13 protein-coding genes and 1 pseudogene are annotated in these 17,233 nt (G+C 62.7%); 7 read left to right on the top strand and 7 right to left on the bottom strand.

Annotation, left to right across the window (positions count from 1 at the left end; translation table 11 throughout):
- Positions 1–59: 59 nt before the first annotated feature.
- Both VMA09_01580 and VMA09_01575 read right to left on the bottom strand, forming a co-directional pair.
- On the bottom strand, positions 60–935 hold the full coding sequence (locus VMA09_01580) for an MOSC N-terminal beta barrel domain-containing protein (protein ID HUA32267.1): 876 nt from the start codon (positions 933–935) through the stop codon (positions 60–62).
- 33 nt (positions 936–968) lie between these two features.
- Positions 969–1,604, bottom strand: a complete 636-nt coding sequence (locus tag VMA09_01575; protein HUA32266.1) for a glutathione S-transferase N-terminal domain-containing protein — start codon at positions 1,602–1,604, stop codon at positions 969–971.
- 183 nt (positions 1,605–1,787) lie between these two features.
- Here VMA09_01575 and VMA09_01570 point away from each other — a divergent pair, with 183 nt between their 5' ends.
- Both VMA09_01570 and ilvB read left to right on the top strand, forming a co-directional pair.
- Positions 1,788–3,245 (top strand): PLP-dependent aminotransferase family protein, encoded by a 1,458-nt coding sequence (locus VMA09_01570; GenBank protein HUA32265.1) that lies wholly within the window; start codon positions 1,788–1,790, stop codon positions 3,243–3,245.
- A 450-nt stretch (positions 3,246–3,695) separates the two neighbouring features.
- Entirely contained in the window at positions 3,696–5,366 is a 1,671-nt protein-coding gene (gene ilvB, locus VMA09_01565; protein ID HUA32264.1) for an acetolactate synthase large subunit, read from the top strand.
- A gap of 109 nt (positions 5,367–5,475) precedes the next feature.
- Here the strand turns inward: ilvB and VMA09_01560 are convergent, their stop codons facing one another.
- Together VMA09_01560 and VMA09_01555 are read right to left on the bottom strand one after the other, a co-directional pair.
- Positions 5,476–6,642, bottom strand: coding sequence for an ABC transporter permease (locus VMA09_01560; protein HUA32263.1), 1,167 nt, complete (start codon positions 6,640–6,642; stop codon positions 5,476–5,478).
- A gap of 2 nt (positions 6,643–6,644) precedes the next feature.
- Positions 6,645–7,802, bottom strand: coding sequence for an ABC transporter permease (locus VMA09_01555; GenBank protein HUA32262.1), 1,158 nt, complete (start codon positions 7,800–7,802; stop codon positions 6,645–6,647).
- Between the two features lie 212 nt (positions 7,803–8,014).
- On the opposite strand from VMA09_01555, the gene VMA09_01550 reads away from it, so the two are divergent.
- The 5 genes and pseudogenes from VMA09_01550 to VMA09_01530 all read left to right on the top strand — a co-directional run bounded on the left by VMA09_01550 (position 8,015) and on the right by VMA09_01530 (position 13,290).
- Positions 8,015–8,857 carry an ion channel gene (locus VMA09_01550; protein HUA32261.1) on the top strand — a complete coding sequence of 281 codons (843 nt, stop codon included), beginning with the start codon at positions 8,015–8,017 and terminating at the stop codon, positions 8,855–8,857.
- A 94-nt stretch (positions 8,858–8,951) separates the two neighbouring features.
- A complete protein-coding gene (locus tag VMA09_01545; GenBank protein HUA32260.1) occupies positions 8,952–9,983 on the top strand; it encodes an acyl-CoA desaturase in 1,032 nt (343 codons plus the stop codon).
- Positions 9,984–11,267, top strand: a complete 1,284-nt coding sequence (locus VMA09_01540; GenBank protein HUA32259.1) for a cyclopropane-fatty-acyl-phospholipid synthase family protein — start codon at positions 9,984–9,986, stop codon at positions 11,265–11,267.
- A gap of 54 nt (positions 11,268–11,321) precedes the next feature.
- Positions 11,322–12,218, top strand: coding sequence for a patatin-like phospholipase family protein (locus VMA09_01535; GenBank protein ID HUA32258.1), 897 nt, complete (start codon positions 11,322–11,324; stop codon positions 12,216–12,218).
- 478 nt (positions 12,219–12,696) lie between these two features.
- Positions 12,697–13,290 (top strand): annotated as a pseudogene (locus tag VMA09_01530) (patatin-like phospholipase family protein).
- 286 nt (positions 13,291–13,576) lie between these two features.
- Here VMA09_01530 and tenA read toward each other — a convergent pair.
- Genes tenA through VMA09_01515 form a run of 3 tightly spaced genes read right to left on the bottom strand, consistent with a single transcriptional unit; the run spans position 13,577 to position 17,130 of the window.
- Positions 13,577–14,254, bottom strand: a complete 678-nt coding sequence (gene tenA / locus VMA09_01525) for a thiaminase II (GenBank protein HUA32257.1) — start codon at positions 14,252–14,254, stop codon at positions 13,577–13,579.
- Positions 14,251–15,060: a bifunctional hydroxymethylpyrimidine kinase/phosphomethylpyrimidine kinase gene (thiD, locus tag VMA09_01520; GenBank protein HUA32256.1), complete on the bottom strand. Its 810-nt coding sequence runs from the start codon at positions 15,058–15,060 to the stop codon at positions 14,251–14,253. The genes tenA and thiD overlap by 4 nt, the downstream gene beginning before the upstream one ends.
- Positions 15,061–15,111: 51 nt before the next feature.
- Positions 15,112–17,130, bottom strand: coding sequence for a hypothetical protein (locus VMA09_01515; GenBank protein ID HUA32255.1), 2,019 nt, complete (start codon positions 17,128–17,130; stop codon positions 15,112–15,114).
- Positions 17,131–17,233: the final 103 nt, after the last annotated feature.

Below are 17,233 nucleotides of genomic sequence, written 5' to 3'. Positions count from 1 at the left end.
GAATTATCTTCTCGCCGCTCGACGCGCTCGACGAATGCCAACCTGTTGACGCGATAGAGTCAGTTCAACTCGACGCGATCGCCTACTGCGACCGTCGCGAGCGCAACGCTGCTCGCAGGCGATGCATAGATGCCGACGTTCTGCGCCGCGTCCTTTACGATCGTGCGCAGCACCGAGGGATCTTTGGCGAGGCCTTCCTGCGGCAGCGTCGTCATTACGCATCGCGGACAGGGACCGACCACGTCGATCAGCGCGGCGCCGATTCGAAGATGCTTGCCGCTCCATTGCGCCTCGACGAAATCGTCGGGCGCGTTATCGAGCTCGATCAGGATATTCGGGCGGAAGCGCCGCACATCGAATCGGGCGTTGGAGTTGAATCCGCCGAGATGCTTCAAAGTGGCGGTCGTTACCAGATGCAGCGGGAAGGCGTCGAAGTAGGTTCCGAGCGGCGACGTGAATTCGATCAACCCGATTTTGACGAACGGCTCCAGATCGGGCAGCGGCTCATCGGCAGTGCGCCCGAAGATCTCGCGCAGCTCCACCATTATGTCGGGATTGTCGGGCTGGCCGTGGCGATAGTGATCGAGGGCCGAGGGCGGCTGTAACGGCCACGGCGTGACAGCACGTCCCAGGAACGCAGAAAGCTTCGCCGCGATGCCGGCGTCGCTGGTCTTCACGCGCTCTCCCGATGGCAGTGTGATCTCGACGTGCGGAATGACACCTTCGCCGGGCTCGGCCAGGTACTTCGCCTGGCACTGCATCAGCGCGGGCAGCTTCTTGGCGCCGCGAATCTCGCCGGCAGCTTCGTCGCGGAGCGCCCATCCACGATCGCCGACCAGGCCATTAGGACCGATCGCGACGCGATCGATCTTCTGCCCGCCCATCGACTTGAATGGGTAGCGCCAAATCTCCGCAACTTTGCCTACTGTCGCCATCGTGGCCTCCGCCTCAGATCAATTCGCCAACCGTCACGCTTTGACCAGTACGTTGCCCTCGCGGTCGAGCGCCTTGCGCACTGCGGGGCGCTTGAGCAGGCGATCCTTGTGCGCAGTATAGTTCGCAAGGTCGCGCACCGGCAGTTCGCCGCGCATTCCCCAGCTATAGAAAACCAGCGCGTACGGATCGCATACCGAAAACTCGCTGAGCAGCCATTCGCGGCCTGCGAGCCATCCATCGATCATCTGCAGATAGTTCCAGAACGACTTGCGCGCCGTCTCGCGCATCGCCGGATGAGCCGCGGCGTCGGCGGTGTAGCGCTCGGGGCGAGCGTTATGCGCCCACGCCACGTGCACACTGCTCGCGAAGAAGGACGCCAGCGAATAGCATCGCGCCGCTTCGAACGGATCCGACGGGATGAGCTTCGCGCCGCCCGGCACGGTGCGCGCGACATACGTCATGATCCCAATGTTCTCGAAAATCGCGCGGCCGTCGTCGAGAATCAGCGCCGGCACGCGGCCATTGGGATTGATCTTGAGATAGTCGGGCGTGCGCTGCTCGCTCTTGGTGAAATCGATTAGCATCAGCTCGAACTGCGCGCCCGCTTCTTCCAGCACCATATGCGATGCCAGGGAACACGCGCCGGGAAAATAACAGAGCTTCATCATGATCGTGGCCTCGCTCGTTTGCACAGACGCAGGTCTTGTGAAAGATCCGGTTTGTGATTGTTTTGTGGATCCACGTTAATGAGGATACGCGGCCGCTCGCCGCAACGAAATGAAAGGCGTTTGTTCGACACCTAATCGACTCGGCTACCCGACGCAACTGCGATGCTGTTGAGAATCGATAGAATGAACGGCCCGCTTTATTCGCGGGTCTATCGCGCGCTACGCGCGGAAATCCTAAGCGGCCGTCTGAGGCCGGGACTCCGCGTGCCTGCGACGCGCACGCTCGCGGCCGAGATCGGAGTCTCGCGCAATATCGCGATCCTCGCTTATGAGCAGCTCCTCGCCGAGGGCTACCTGACCTCGCGCCACGGCGCTGGCACGTTCGTCGCGTCGGAGTTGCCCGAGGATATGACGAATGTCGGCGACGGCAAGCCGCCGCCGCGCGCGAGCGATCAGATCGCGCCGGCGCGCCTTTCTGCCTACGGCCGCCGGGCGCTCAAGGAATCGTCGGATCGGCGGCTGCGGTGGAACTCAGAACGCCCGCCGCTGCCCTACGACTTCCGCTACGGGCGGCCGTCGTTCGTGGACTTCCCGCATACCACGTGGTGCCGAATCGTGGCACGGCGCGCCCGTCATGCGTCCGTTCGCGATCTCGATTATGGGCCGCCCGAGGGAATCCCGGAGCTACGCGAGGCGATCGTCGAATACATTCATCGCGCGCGCGCAGTGAACTGCGATCCCGATCAGATAGTCATCGTCAACGGCTCGCAGCAGGCGCTCGATATCGCCGGGCGCGCACTCATCGATCCGGGTAATCGCGTCGTCGTCGAAGAGCCGCACTATCGCGGGGCGTGGGCGGTATCCCGCGCGGCGGGCGCCAATATCGCCAGCGTCCGCGTCGATGAGCACGGGCTCAAGGTCGAAGAACTCGCCGAGAAGCATCGCCGCGCGCGGCTTGTGATCGTCACGCCGTCGCATCAGTTCCCGACCGGTGTCACGATGCCGCTCGGGCGGCGCCTCGAGCTGCTTGCGTGGGCGCGCGAGGTCGGCGCGTTCATCTTCGAGGACGATTACGACAGCGAGTTTCGTTATTCCGGCCGGCCCATCGAGGCGTTGCAGGCGCTTGACGAGCGCGGATGCGTGATCTACGCGGCGACATTCTCAAAGTTGATGTTCCCTGCGTTGCGCATGGGCTATCTCGCGGTTCCCTACGCACTCGTGCAGCCGTTCCGCGCGCTTAAGGGACTTCTCGACACTGGCAGCCCGATGCTTCCGCAGCTCGCGCTGCTCGATTTCATCCGCGAAGGACATTTCGAGCGGCATCTGCGCCGCTCGCGCGCCCGCAACGCATCGCGGCGCGCGGCGATACTCGAGGCGATCGCCAAACATATCGGCGACCGCGCCAAAGTATCAGGCGGCGACGCGGGGCTGCACGTCCTGATGTGGCTGCGCGATATCCCGCCGAAACGAGTCGACGAAATCCGCTCAGAGGCGCGCGCTTCCGGTGTCGGCGTCTACGACGCAAGCCCATTCTACGCCCGCCCGCCAAAGCACGCCGGCCTCGTCCTCGGCTACGCCTCGCTGACAGAAAAGGAAATCAACGAAGGCATCCGCAGGTTAGCGGGAGTGCTTCGGAACTGAGGCTAGGCTTAGTTGACGCTCAGTGGACGCGGGGGCAGGTTCGGCGCCATGGCCGACCAAGAAGAGCCGATTCTCGTAAGGCAGGCCAGGAAAACCTTCTGGTGGGATTCTGGTTGAAGCGCCGGGCAATGCAAAAGCGCGAACGGCAAAGACTCGCCGACGCCGAACCGAAAGCGGCTTGAGGGCCGCTCAAATCCGCGTCTTGCCCCGGAGCCTGCGAACGGCTAGATCAAGTACCTCAATGTTTTCCGCAATCGAGCGCGACGCTTCTTTCTCCGCGGGACTCCTTACGTCCACGCTTATTACGCTCGTAGTAGTACTCGAGGCTGTCGCGCCGTAGCGGGGATGAAGAGGTAACTCCAAACCCCTGTCGGCGCGAAGCCGGCGGGGGTTTTTCGTTTCTGGCCCCGCCTCCTTCGACCCGGCAGGAGAATCCGAAAGGACGCTCCTATGAAGGCCACCGGCGCGCAAATCATCGTCAAGCTGCTCGAACGGCAGGGGATCGCGGTCGTCGCGGGAATTCCCGGCGGCGCGAATCTGCCGCTCTACGACGCGATGCATTCGAGCCCGATTCGCCACGTGCTCGCGCGTCACGAGCAGGGCGCCGGCTTTATCGCCCATGGCCTCGCGCGCGCGACCGGCAAGCCGGCGGTATGCCTCGGCACGTCGGGCCCGGGCGCGACCAACCTCGTCACCGCAATCGCCGATGCTAAGCTCGACTCGATTCCGATCGTCGCGATCACGGGGCAGGTGCCGCGCGCGCTCATCGGCACCGACGCCTTCCAGGAAGTCGACATGCTCGGCATGACGTTGCCGATAACCAAGCACAGCTTCCTCGTGCGCGACGCGGCCGAGCTGCTCGAGGTGATACCGGAGGCATTCCGTATCGCATCGTCGGGGCGGCCCGGGCCGGTCGTGATCGATGTGCCAAAAGACGTCCAGACCGAGAGCGTCGAGTTCGATTCTTATCCTGAGCCAGGCAGCGCCGACGCACACGGGCGTATCGACTCGGATGCGATCGCGTGCGCCGCTCAGATGATCAACGAAGCGGAGCACCCGGTGTTCCTGATTGGCGGCGGTATCATCGTGTCGGGCGCCTCGCAGGTGCTGCGGCGTGTCGCTGACAAGTCGTCAATTCCGATGGCCTCGACGCTACACGGCCTCGGCGCCGTTCCGCACGACCATCCGCTGTTTCTCGGCATGGTCGGGATGCACGCGGCGCGCTACACGAACATGCTGCTCGGCGAATGCGATCTGCTGGTCGGCCTCGGCATCCGCTTCGACGATCGCGCAACCGGCAAGGCCGCCGAGTTTTGCCGCCACGCCAAGATCGTTCATATCGATATCGACCCGGGCGAGCTGGGCAAGATAAAGCATCCGGCGCTCGGAATCGTCGCCGACGTGGGCCGCGCGCTGGAAGCGATCGAGCCGCTGATCAAGCCGGCGCGCCGCGCAAAGTGGATCGCGAGGATGGCGGAGTTGCGCGCGCGCAATCCGCTGGCGATGCCGGGGGCGGACGACCCGCTGCGTCCGTACGGCATCGTCCGTCACACCGCGGCGCTGGTGCCTGACGATGCGATCGTCACGACCGATGTCGGGCAGCATCAGATGTGGGCGGCGCAGGCGTATCCATTCACGGCGCCGCGCCAATGGCTGACCTCGGGAGGCCTCGGCACGATGGGCTTTGGTCTGCCGGCCGCGATCGGCGCGGCACTCGCCGAGCCCGAGCGCGCAGTCGTTTGCTTCAGCGGCGACGGCAGCCTGCTGATGAATATCCAGGAGCTGGCGACCGCGGCCGAGGAGCGCGTGAACGTCAAGGTGGTGCTGTTCAACAACGGCAACCTGGGCCTGGTGCGCCAGCAGCAGCATCTGTTTTACGGCCGCCGCTACAGTGCGTCGAAGTTTCATGTGACGCCCGATTTCGTTGCGCTGGCGCGCGGCTTCGGCGTCCCGGCCTGCGACCTCGGCGCGACTGAGTATCAACTGCAAACGCTGGAGAATGCGCTGACACAGCCCGGCCCGTGCCTGATCAACGTTCCGATCGCGGCAGAGGAAAACGTATATCCGATGGTCCCCCCGGGCGGTGCCAACCACGAAATGATCGACGAGGAACTCGCGTGATGATCGGACAACCTGAGGAAAGCGCTTCGCGCGCTGTTAGGCAGCGGAGGTGCCGGTACCAGTTAGTGCGCGATGCGCTTTCCTTTGTATCACTGGAAGGGATCGCTGATCAGACGACCTTCCTGAATGCGAGCGCGGGTGGGATGCGGGCGGCGTTGATTACTGGCAGCAGCGCGCTCGCGATGCCGACCAGTGTTGCGATCGCTACTGCGTAGATTGCGACGGGCCAGCTTACTGCTATGTAGCCGAGCGAGCCGGTCAGGGCGCCGAGGGTGAAGCCGTGGCCGAAGAAAACGATCGCGAGGCCTGCGCCGACTGATGCGCCGATGAGACCGATCAGCATCGCTTCGACCAGCAGCACCGCGGCTACGTCGAGGCGCGAGAAGCCCAGCGCGCGCATCACCGCGACCTCGCCGATTCGATCGCGCACCATCATCGCCATCGAGTTGGCGGCGATTAGCAACACCGTCACAAGGACGACGATGCAGAGGCCCGCGACTATCGTGCGCAAGTCGCCGATCGCGGTCACGTAATTCGCCACGGTGTCGGACTCCGTGGTTGTTTCGGTCTCGGCATCGGAGTTGCGGAAGCGCTCGTCGATGCCGTCAGCGACGAGCGCCATGTTCTCGGCGCGATCGACCCGCACCGAGATGAAGTTGGCGCGGTCGGCGATATCGGCGCCGTAGGTATTCTTGACCGCTTCGTCGAGGAGCCGCCGGTCGAAGAAGAAGGCACGCGACAGGTAGTCACTGGGCGGGAACTCGACGCGCGGGATGAAGGTCAGCGTGATTTTGCCGCTGATGTTCTTCAGCGTGATCGGTTCGCCGAGTTTCCATCCGTGCTCTTCCATCAGCACGCTGCCGACCGAAACGGAGCGGCGGTCGGCGAACATGCTCTTCAGCACGTCGGGCGGCGGATGATAGTCGCTGTCGGCCATGACCGTGAATAAATCGGCCGTGGTGCCGTAGGCCAAAATCATGTCTTTCGGATCGCGGTAGGTTGCGCCCCAGATAATTTCGGCGGCGCAGCCCAGCACGTGCGGCATCTTGCGAATTGGATCGCAGTAGCGCGCCGGCAACTTGTAGGCGTTGGGCGCCGTGACGATGAGTCTCAAGCCCTTCGACGCGCCTTCAGCAATGCGATCCATCGAAGCCGGTATTGCGGATAGCACCGTGTAGATCAGAATTGCGACCGCGAAGGTGAGCCCGGTCAGGATCGTGCGGCGCAGCTGACGCCGCATATGCCGGATGACGATGACGAATAGTTTGTACGCCATGGTCATGCCTCCCTGAGCGACTCGATGATGCGCACGCGCGAGGCGCGCCACGCCGGCATCAGGCCGCCGGCCACGCCGATGATCGTCGCGACGATGATCGCCGACGTAACTGCCGCCGCATCGAGCCGATAAGTGAAGAAGGTCGAGCCCACGCTCAGCAGGCGATTGTCGAGTCCCGTGGTCTGCGCCAGCGCGACTGCAAGCATGAGCCCGACGCATCCACCGATGAAGGCGATGAAAGCGCTCTCGAGCACGAAGCTCAGCAGGATCGCGAAGCGCGAGAAGCCGAGCACGCGCATCACGCCGATCTCGCGCTGGCGCCGCGCGACCGCCGAGTACATCGTGTTCATGCCGCCGAAGGTGGCGCCGAGCGCGAGCGCCAGGACCACGATCAGTCCGAGCGCCTGCAACTGATCGACGAGCCTGGCCTGCAAGGCGTAGTACTGCTTCTCGGTCATCGCCTGCAGGCTGAGGCGCCCGTCGTTCTTGAGCGTCGCGTTGAACGCGTCTTCCATCCCGGGTTTGAGGATGACGTGGACGGCGTTGGTATCCATCGTGCGCGCCTTCGCGTCGGTCTTGAGATCGTTGAAGTCAGTCCAAACTTCCGATTCGCGCGAGCTGTTCGCGTCGGAGAAGATGCCGACGATGGTCCAGTTGCGGCGGCCGAAATGGAACTTCGATCCGATCGTCATGTACGGCGCGCGCGCCGCGACCGCCTTGCCAATTACCCATTCGCCCTGACCGCGAATCGGCCAACGGCCGGCGACGAGCTTCATATTGCGATGGGTCTGGAAGGCGATCGGATCGACGCCGCGCAGCGTGACAAATTGCTTGACGCGCTTGTCGCGCCCGATGCTCACGCCGCCGACGATTTCAGGCGAGACGAGTCCGACACCCGATGCCGTCAGCACTTCAGGGCGCGCACGCAGGATCTCGACCTGCTCGTGCGTGACGTTGCTCATGTTCTCGTTGGTGACACCGCGGCTCATCACGATCCAGTTCTGAGGACCGCCGGTGTTGATCAGCGTCTGCTTGAGGCCGCCGATAAAGCCGAACAGCAGCACGAACATCATCGCGACGAGACCGACGCCGAGCACTGTCATGAGCGAGGTGGTGCGGCGCTCGAGGATGCTGCGGACATTGTAGCGAAGCGGAACCATGCGCGAACGCGCGGCAGAATCCGGCCTCCCTTCGACGCCAGCTTAGCTTGTTATCCAGTCAACTTAAAGTAGCTCATTGTTGGCAGCGTTTGACTGATACTGAGCCGGACGAATTCGCCGCGATGAGGGCTGCCGCATCGCGGCGGCTTCGTTATATTCACCATGGCATGCCCCGCGCGACAGGCAAATACGGACTTGGCGAAGTCGGTCCTGTGAGCACCAAAGCCCTGCTACCAAGGCGCTCTGACCTCTACTACTACCTGCAGACCGCGTCGTGGCCGATGCTCCTGCTGATCATCGCGGTGGTCTTTTTCGCCGTCAACGCGCTCTTTGCGCTGGGCTATTACTTCGACGGCGGCATCGAGAATGTTCACACCGGCTCCTACGCCGACATGTTCTTTTTCAGCGTCCAGACGATGGCGACGATCGGGTACGGCAAGATGGAGCCGTACACGCTCACGTCGAACATCCTGGTGTCGATCCAGGCTCTGGTCGGATTGCTTGCGCTCGCGATGATGACCGGCCTCGTATTCACGAAGTTCTCGCGGCCCACGGCCCGCGTACGATTCTCGCGCAATGCCGTCGTGTCGGTGCGCAACGGTGTGCAGTCGATGATGTTCCGCATGGCCAACTTGCGCGGCAATCGGATCGTCGAAGCGGAGATTCACGTCCTGCTCGCATGGGACGATAAGACGCTCGAGGGCGAGCGCGTGCGTGCGTTTCGCGATCTCGAGACCACCCGCAGGCGCAGCGCGTTCTTCGCGCTGACGTGGACCGCGGTCCATCCCATAGACGCGGCGAGTCCACTGCTTGGCGCCGAGATGGACGCGCTCGCGATGCGCAATGCCGAGATCGTCGTCTCGATAGTCGGCCTCGACGAGACGCTGTCGCAGACGGTCCACGCGCGGCATTCATACCGCGCCGAGGACATCGCATGGGGCGCGCGCTTCGCCGATGTGCTGACAATTTTTCCCGACGGTTCGCGCGAAATCGATTTCACGCATTTCGACGAAGTCGAGATGCTCGAGCAGCAGCAAGCTGCGGCTGCGGGTTAGGCGATTTTCGATCCCCCCTCAACTGTTCACTCAGGTCTCGAAATCTGGGACAGTTGACCGCCTGTAAGGGGAAGCGAAGGGCGGAGAGGACCGAATGCCTGAGAGTACGTTTAAGCGGGTGTTAGTCGCACTCGCGAGGTGGATAGACTCATACGCGGGGGGCGAACCGAAAGCGAATGCACCTCAGGAGACCGATTGGCTGCGGGTAGTACCGTTCGCCGCGGTGCACCTGATGTGCCTCGCCGTGATCTGGGTCGGCTGGAGTCCGATCGCGGTCGCGGTTGCGATTGCGATGTACTTCATCCGGATGTTCGCGATCACCGGATTCTACCATCGCTATTTTTCGCATCGCAGCTTCAAGACCTCGCGCGCAGCCCAGTTTATCTTCGCGGTGATGGGCAACTCGTCAGTGCAGCGTGGTCCATTGTGGTGGGCGTCGCATCATCGCTTGCACCATCAGCACTCCGACCAACCGGCGGACGTGCACTCGCCGATTCAGCACGGATTCATCTGGAGTCACATCGGCTGGATCACTTCGGACACCAACTTCCTGACGCGGACCCGCGTGGTGCGCGATCTCGCGAAGTATCCCGAGCTGGTGTTCATGGACCGCTTCGACATTATCGTGCCGACGGTGCTGGGCTTTGCGATGTATGGCTTTGGCGCGATGCTCGCGCATTACTTTCCGGGACTTCATACCAGCGGCGGGCAGATGCTGATATGGGGATTCTTCATCTCGACGGTGGTGCTGGCGCACGGCACTTTCACGATCAATTCTCTCGCGCACGTCTTTGGCCGGCGCCGCTATGTCACTGGCGATGACAGCCGAAACAGCTTTGCGCTCGCGATGATCACGATGGGTGAGGGATGGCACAACAACCATCACCATTACCCGGCATCGACGCGGCAGGGTTTCTACTGGTGGGAAGTCGACGTCACGTATTACATTCTAAAGGTGATGTCGTGGCTTGGAATTGTTTGGGACCTTCGCCCCGTCCCCCAGCATCTGCTGGATGAAGGCCGGATCGTACGGCCGGAGCGCGCGCTGACTACAGCGAAGATCACGACTGTGATTCGCGAGGCGATCCCGCAGCCTCCGGTCGCCGATGAGGGAGCCAGCGGATAGGTGGAGCGGCCTGGGTCGATCGTTGATGCGGGGATTGGAGCGTCGCGTCAGCGGCGGCCGGCCATTCTGGAAGGCCTCGCGCGGCGGGCGCTGCTAAGCAAGCTCGCGCTCACCAGGAATGATCGAGTTACGATCGAAGACGGCGGCGACCGAATCGCTTTCGGCGAGCCAGATGAGACCGCCGATCTGCGTGCAACAATCCACGTCATGGATCGCCGTTTCTACGCGGACGTCGCTTTCGGCGGCACGCTCGGCAGCGGCGAGTCTTATATCGCCGGCACCTGGACCTGCGATGACCTGACGGCGCTGATTCGAATCGCGCTGCGCAACGCGCACGTGATGAGCGGCGTTGACAACTGGTTTGCTCGATTCCTGGCCCCGGTCATGCGGCTCATCCACTATCTCAATCGCAACACTGCCGAAGGCAGCCGCCGCAATATCGCCGCGCACTACGACCTTGGCAACGAGTTCTTCGAGCTGGTGCTCGATCCCACGATGATGTACTCGTGCGCGATCTTCGAGCGCCCCGGCGCCACGCTCGAGGAAGCATCGACCGCGAAGATCGATCGTATCTGCCGCCAGCTCGACCTGCGCTCGCACGATCACGTGGTTGAGATCGGCACTGGATGGGGCGGCTTCGCGATTCATGCGGCGCGCAACTATGGATGCCGTGTCACCACCACGACGATCTCGCAGGCGCAACACGACTACGCCGTGCGCCGCATCAGGGACGCGGGCCTCGACGGCCGCATCACGGTCCTGCTCAAGGATTATCGTGAGCTCGACGGCCAATTCGACAAGGCCGTGTCGATCGAGATGATCGAGGCCGTCGGCCATCACTTCCTCGACGCCTATTTCAAAAAGTGCGGCGAGCTGCTCAAGCCCGACGGCATGATGCTCCTGCAGGCGATCGTGATTGCGGATCAGCGCTACCAGGGCGCGCTCCGCACAATCGATTTCATCAAGCGCTACATCTTCCCGGGCAGCTTCATCCCATCGGTCACGGCGATGATGGATTCGGTTACGCGCAGCAGCGATATGCGGCTCTTCCATCTCGAAGACCTCACACCCAATTATGCCGAGACGCTGCGGCAGTGGCGCTTGCGTACCCTGGCCAACGCCGATCGCGTGCGCGCGCTCGGCTATCCCGAGGAATTCCTGCGCATGTGGGAATACTACCTGTGCTACTGCGAAGGCGGCTTCCTCGAACGGAACATCGGCGACGTCCAGATGCTGCTGGTCAAGCCAAGCTGCCGCCGCGCCCCGATCGCCCCGCTTCTCTGAACTTCAAATTTCGCTGCGAACCTACTAGTAGAGAGCCCACCGGAGGTGAGTTCGATGGCGAAGCGAGCGTTAGTGCTTGGTGGCGGCGGCCCGGTCGGGATCGCGTGGGAAGCGGGATTGCTGGCGGGATTGGCCGAGGGCGGCGTCGATCTTTCGGATGCCGACTTTATCGTCGGCACATCGGCGGGATCGTTTGTCGGCGCGCAGATCGCGATGGGCAAGGCGCCTGGCGCGCTTGCCGCGCCGATCCTCGCCGAGAGCGCGCCTGCGCCCGAATCACGCCCGTCGTCGGACCGGCCTGCGGGACCTCCGCCTGATTTGACGATGCTCATCACCAAGATGGCTGAGGCCGCGTCGGGCAAGCGTCCCGCGCGCGAGGTGCGCGCCGAGATAGGCAAGTGGGCGCTCGAAGCGAAGACCATGAGCGAAGAGGCGTTCATCGCGGGCTTCGGCCGCTCATTCAACGAGCTGCCCGACGATACGTGGCCCGAGCGCAACTATGCGTGCACCGCCGTCGATGCGCTCACGGGCGAATTCGTCGTGTGGAACAAGGAAGCAGGCGCGGGTATCAAGCGTGCGGTCGCGTCGAGCTGCAGCGTGCCGGGAGTGTTTCCGCCGATTACGATCAAGGGCCGCAGATATATCGACGGCGGGATGCGCTCGGCGACCAATGCCGACCTCGCCAAGGGCTACGATGTGGCGATCGTCGTCGCCGTAACGGGCGCGGCAACTGACAAAATAAGCGAGCAGTTCCGCAAGCAGCTCGACAAGGAAATCGCCGTCGCGCGCGAGAGTGGAACGAAAGTCGAGCTGATCGTTCCCGATGCAGCAAGCCTTCAGGCGTTCGGCATCAACCTGATGGATCCGAGAAAGCGCCCCGGCGCAGCGAAGGCCGGCCTCGCGCAAGGCAACGCGCAGGCATCGTCGCTACGCGCGGCGTGGAAGGCATAACGCAGCCGCGAACCGGGCGAGGGGGATTCCGCACGCACGCTCGCGACTTTCCGGGCGGGAGAAGAAGAAAGGAAAGCGCTACACGCGCTTACCGGTACCGGTCCCTTCGGGGCGCCCGGAGATCCCTTCGAGATCCCTTCGACTTCGCTCAACGCAGGCTTTTCGACTCCGCAGACTCTGCTCAGAATGACGAACGGGATGGCGGCCAATGATCCAGGACATTTCTTCACAGACCCTTGCGATGACAGAAAAAGAGAACCACTCCGACCCGAAGTAAGTAGCGCTTCGGAAAGATTCACCAACTCTTGGGATGACACCGAAACCGCTCTCCTTTTGGGAGGAAAGGCGGCAAAATAGGCTCTCGATCTAACTGCTTCACGCTCAAGGCAACTGCGTTACGCGATCCTCTTTGCCTCTCGTCTGCGCTTTCTCTAATGTTACAGTTTCATTAAGGATTCGCGAAGGAGACGTTACGCGAATGGCGAAGCGCGCGCTTGTGCTTGGCAGCGGTGGCCCTATTGGGATCGCGTGGCAAGCGGGATTGCTGGCCGGTATGGCCGAAGCGGGGGTCGATCTTGCCGACGCTGACTTTATCGTCGGTACGTCGGCGGGCTCGTTCGTTGGCGCGCAAATCGCCATGGGTAAGGAGCCTCGCGCGCTCGCAGAATCGCTCGCGAGCGTGGCCTTGCCGGTATCGGGACCATCCGCCGATCCCGATTTTTCCATCTTCATCGACAAGATGGCTGAAGCCGTCTCGGGGAAGCGTCCGGCCCGCGACGTGCGCGCCGAGATCGGCAAGTGGGCGCTCCAGAGCCAGACAATCAGCGAGGAAATCTTCATGTCAGTCGTCGGCTATCTGTTCAACGGACTCGCCGACGATTCGTGGCCGGAGCGCAATTTCGCGTGCACCGCCGTCGATGCGCACAATGGCGAGTTTGTTGTTTGGAACAAGGACGCGGGCGCCGGTATCAAGCACGCAGTGGCCGCGAGCTGCAGCGTCCCCGGCATGTTTCCGCCAATCACGATAAACGGCCGCAGGTACATGGATGGCGGCACGCGTTCGGCGACGAATGCGGATCTGGCAAGGGGCTACGATCGGGCAGTTGTGATCGCGGTCAGCGGCGCCGCTGGCGATCCGATGCTGGCAGAGCATTTCCGCATCCGGCTCTACAAGGAAATCGCCGCGCTGCGCGAGAGCGGTACTATCGTCGAACTAATCGTGCCGGATCCATCGAGCATCGCCGCGTTCGGCGACAATCTGATGGATCCGAGCCTCAGCGCGGCGGCGGCGCAGGCCGGACTCGCACAGGGCAACGCACAGGCCGCGGCGTTGCGAACCTCATTCCTCGGTGCCCGATCTAAATCGGCCACCCAGCGCGTTGCCAGGACATCTCCCAGAACAGGTACTCGTAGCGGCTACTCGTCAGGAACAGTTGTTCGAGCGGACCGCGCTCGCGAGCGGGCAGGCCGCGCGTCAGATCGTTGAGCAGGCGCACGATCGTGTCGGCGCCTTCGACGAATTCGCGCGACGAGTACATCTTTACCCACTCGGCGTACATCGTGTCCGCGCCGGTCTTGCCCTCGCGTAGCAGACGCGTCGCGATTTCAGCGTAGCCGAGCTGACAGGGCAGCACCGCGGCAACAATATCGGTGATTGAGCCTTCGTATGCGGCCGTCAGCAGATGCCTGGTGTAGCCGTGCGTGATGGGGGCTGCGGTTGTTTGTTCGAGCTCGGCAGACACGATACCGAATTGCGCGCAGTAATCTCGATGCAACTGCATTTCGACGCTGACTGTCGAGTTCAGCAGGTTGCCGAAGAGCGCGATCGTCTCGAGATCGCGCGCCTTGGCCGCGGCTAGAGCGAAAACCCGGCAATACTCGATCAGAAAGACGTAGTCCTGGGCGAGATAGAAACGAAAGCGTTCCGGCGCGAGGGTGCCGTCGCCGATGCCTTGCACAAACGGATGCGCGTACTCCTTCTCCCAGATCGGCGCGGCGCTGGCGCGCAGCTCCGCCGCGAAGTTTCCGTTGCTCATCGCGAGGTCCTGTCGATGCCCGGCGGAGCGATCAGATGGTTGAGGGGGCGCGCGCCCTGACCGATCTGCGGCGAGGTTTCGATCGCGCGGCGCACGAACGCCTTCGCCGTCTCGACCGCGTAGTCGAGCGATCTGCCGCGCGCGAGCCCGGCTGCGATCGCCGCAGACAGCGTGCATCCTGCCCCGTGCACGCGCTCGACCTCAATCCGAGGGCCGAGCAACTCGCGCACGGTGCGCCCGTCGAAGAAGACATCGATCGCGGCGCCGACCAGCGCTCCGCCCTTGACCAGCGCGGCCCGCGCACCCATCTGCACGATCGCGCGCGCCGCATCAGCCATTTCATCGAGCGTGCGGACGCTGCGGCTCGTGAGCAATTCCGCCTCGCGCAGATTCGGCGTCACGATGACGGCGAGCGGAAGCATCGCGTCGCGCATCTTCGCGATCGCGTCCGGCTCGAGCAGCACGTCGCCGCTCGCCGCCGCCATCACGGGATCCACTACCAGGTTGGTTATCTTGTGCGCGCGGATGCGGTCGGCGACGACTTCGATAATCGCCGCGCGCGAGAGCATCCCGGTTTTGGCCGCGGCGATGTGAAAGTCGCTCGCGACCGCATCGAGCTGCGCGGCAACGAAATCGGGCGCAACGTTTGAGATCGCGGTTACGCCGCGCGTGTTCTGCGCGGTAAGCGCGGTCAGCACCGAGGTGCCGAACACACCGAACGCGGCGAAGGTCTTGAGGTCGGCCTGGATTCCGGCGCCGCCGCCGGAATCCGAGCCCGCGATCGTGAGCGCGACCGGCGTGATCATAAGTCACTCACGAAACGCCCGGAGTGACTGGACCGCCCGCTGCGGACGGCGCTAGTTCGGCAAGTCGGGCGTTATCGTCGCAATAGAATGCCTCATTGCCTGCAAGGAATGTAGCGTCGCCTCGAGTCCGATATTGAGTCTGAAGGCCGCCGACAGATTCATCAATGGCTGGATCTGCTGGGCCTGCCTGGCCACGACCACGTACTGGCTAGGCACTTTAATCTGCGCGCCGTTGATCAGATTGGTCACGTCGTTGAGTTCGCCCGTGCAGAGCTGCGCCTGCAAGGTCACGGGCTGTCCCTGCTGAACCAGGCTGATCGAATCCGACATCAGGCGCTCACAATCCGCGATCGCATAGACGCTGCTGAGCGAGCGCAGGAAGAAGCCCATGGTACCCAGCACATCCTTGGTGTCGGTCGGATCGGAGAAGTAAGTGCTGGCCATGTTCGACAGCGCCACGGCGCCGGTCTCTCCCTTGCGCGGTGCATTGAATGCCTTGATCAGATCGCCCGTCGGCGAGAAGTAGAACGAAAGCGCGCCCTCGAGCGTGGTGAACGCGCCGTTGTGGAAGAACGACTTCTTGCGCGCGGCTTCGATCAGCGGCTGGAGGTTCATGGCGCCGGCTTTCATGCCGGAGCCTTTGATGCATCCAGTGTTGCCGCCATTATTGATGCCGCTGTTGCAATCGCTCCCTGCCAGGGAAAGCGCGGTAGCTCCGTTGGCGACATGGTCACCCGGATCCTGCGGGAAGACGATCGGCGCGACGAGCGCGTTGAGTCCGTGCGCGGTCGCAGTCGCGCCATTCATGCAGGTCGTCGGCGAGCCACTTGCGTCGGTGCATCGCAGCATGTCAACGAGCTGCTTCGACACGAAGTTGCGGCCGGGGAATGGAGCCGAAGGATCATTTACGTTGGGGGCGTGGCTCAAGCCGGTCGCATCGTTGGCGCCGGCGTTGAAGTGACAGAGATTGCACTGCGAATTTCCGTCGAGAAAGATCGACTTGCCTTTTTCAGCGGTCGCGTCGTTGAAGGTGATTACCGGCTGCGACGGATCGATCTGTGTTCCGGCAGCGAAGCTGTTCGCTGCGTCGCCGTCGTTGGCGTCGGTCGGCACACCTGCTTTCAGAGCGAGCTCAAAGCGGCGGCCGAGATACTCCTGGAACGCCGCGAGCTCGTCCAGCTCAACTGAGGTCGGGCAGCGGAAATCGACGCCGGGCGCGCGATTGAGGCTTTTGGGGAAGTGAGTCTTGACGGCGGCCAGCGAGAACGCGCGCAGCGTCGCGGTCAGATCGGTGATGTTGTTGTTGGCGTTATCAACTGCGTCGCGGCAATCCTTGTTCTGAAGAGTGGTGCTGGCGCCGAAGACGTCGGGATCGGTTAACGCGCCATCGCCGGCCCATCCAAGCTCGATATTGCGCGTTCCGTCATCGACCCCCGGAGTCAAATTACCAATGAAGGGAGCAACTGCGGTGTTGAGAAATACGTCCGTGATCGCGAACGCAGTCGCGTTGTTGGGGAAACCTAGAAGCGGCGGATCACAAACTACAGCCACCAGGTCGGTGCCATTTTCGATCAACTCCGGCGGCGAATTGTCGGCGCAGAAATCGGGCAGCAGGTTTGCGGTGGTTAAAGCCAGCGCTCCAACCGACATCGAAGCCCGGAAGGGGCCGACCGGAGTGTTGGATGTGCCTACCTCGGCCGGGTCATTGCCGACTTTGTCGTTGATGTTGAACACACCTAGCTTCGAGACCATCGTGGGATTTTCGAGCCCGAGGGTGCTCGAAGCGAGCACGAGCGACTTCTGATGCGCACTCAATGCAGCAAAATCAGCAGCGCTGATCGAGAAGTCGGCGCTTGGGAGATGGCAGGTCGAGCACGTGCGGCCGTTGCCGTTGAAGGTCGTCGTGGTGAAGACCTGGAAGCCGAGATTGACGAGCTTCGCGGTAGCAGGATCGATTGCGCGCGCGACGCCGGGCATCAAGGTGGCAAATAAGCTAACAAATACGGCTAGTGTCGTAACTACATGTGCATGCCACGAATTCGGTTGTTTGAGAAGCTTGGCGAGATTCATTTCGGTTCCCCCGTCATCTGTGCCTGAGCTCGCAGCTTTTCCGAAGATATGACGGCCTTGTTTCGACCTGGTTAGTCGGAATCACTTTTAAGCTGTCTAAGCG

It is taken from the genome of Candidatus Binataceae bacterium, from assembly GCA_035508495.1.
Classification (GTDB): Bacteria; Desulfobacterota; Binatia; order Binatales; family Binataceae; genus JASHPB01.
The sequence above is the reverse complement of the archived record's forward strand: the minus strand, read 5'-3'. Positions and strand labels throughout refer to the sequence as shown.

Coding starts and splice junctions, on each gene's coding strand:
- VMA09_01580 (HUA32267.1), bottom strand. CDS start 935: ATGGCGACAGTAGGCAAAGTTGCGGAGATTTGGCGCTACCCATTCAAG.
- VMA09_01575 (HUA32266.1), bottom strand. CDS start 1,604: ATGATGAAGCTCTGTTATTTTCCCGGCGCGTGTTCCCTGGCATCGCAT.
- VMA09_01570 (HUA32265.1), top strand. CDS start 1,788: ATGAACGGCCCGCTTTATTCGCGGGTCTATCGCGCGCTACGCGCGGAA.
- ilvB (HUA32264.1), top strand. CDS start 3,696: ATGAAGGCCACCGGCGCGCAAATCATCGTCAAGCTGCTCGAACGGCAG.
- VMA09_01560 (HUA32263.1), bottom strand. CDS start 6,642: ATGGCGTACAAACTATTCGTCATCGTCATCCGGCATATGCGGCGTCAG.
- VMA09_01555 (HUA32262.1), bottom strand. CDS start 7,802: ATGGTTCCGCTTCGCTACAATGTCCGCAGCATCCTCGAGCGCCGCACC.
- VMA09_01545 (HUA32260.1), top strand. CDS start 8,952: ATGCCTGAGAGTACGTTTAAGCGGGTGTTAGTCGCACTCGCGAGGTGG.
- VMA09_01535 (HUA32258.1), top strand. CDS start 11,322: ATGGCGAAGCGAGCGTTAGTGCTTGGTGGCGGCGGCCCGGTCGGGATC.
- tenA (HUA32257.1), bottom strand. CDS start 14,254: ATGAGCAACGGAAACTTCGCGGCGGAGCTGCGCGCCAGCGCCGCGCCG.
- thiD (HUA32256.1), bottom strand. CDS start 15,060: ATGATCACGCCGGTCGCGCTCACGATCGCGGGCTCGGATTCCGGCGGC.
- VMA09_01515 (HUA32255.1), bottom strand. CDS start 17,130: ATGAATCTCGCCAAGCTTCTCAAACAACCGAATTCGTGGCATGCACAT.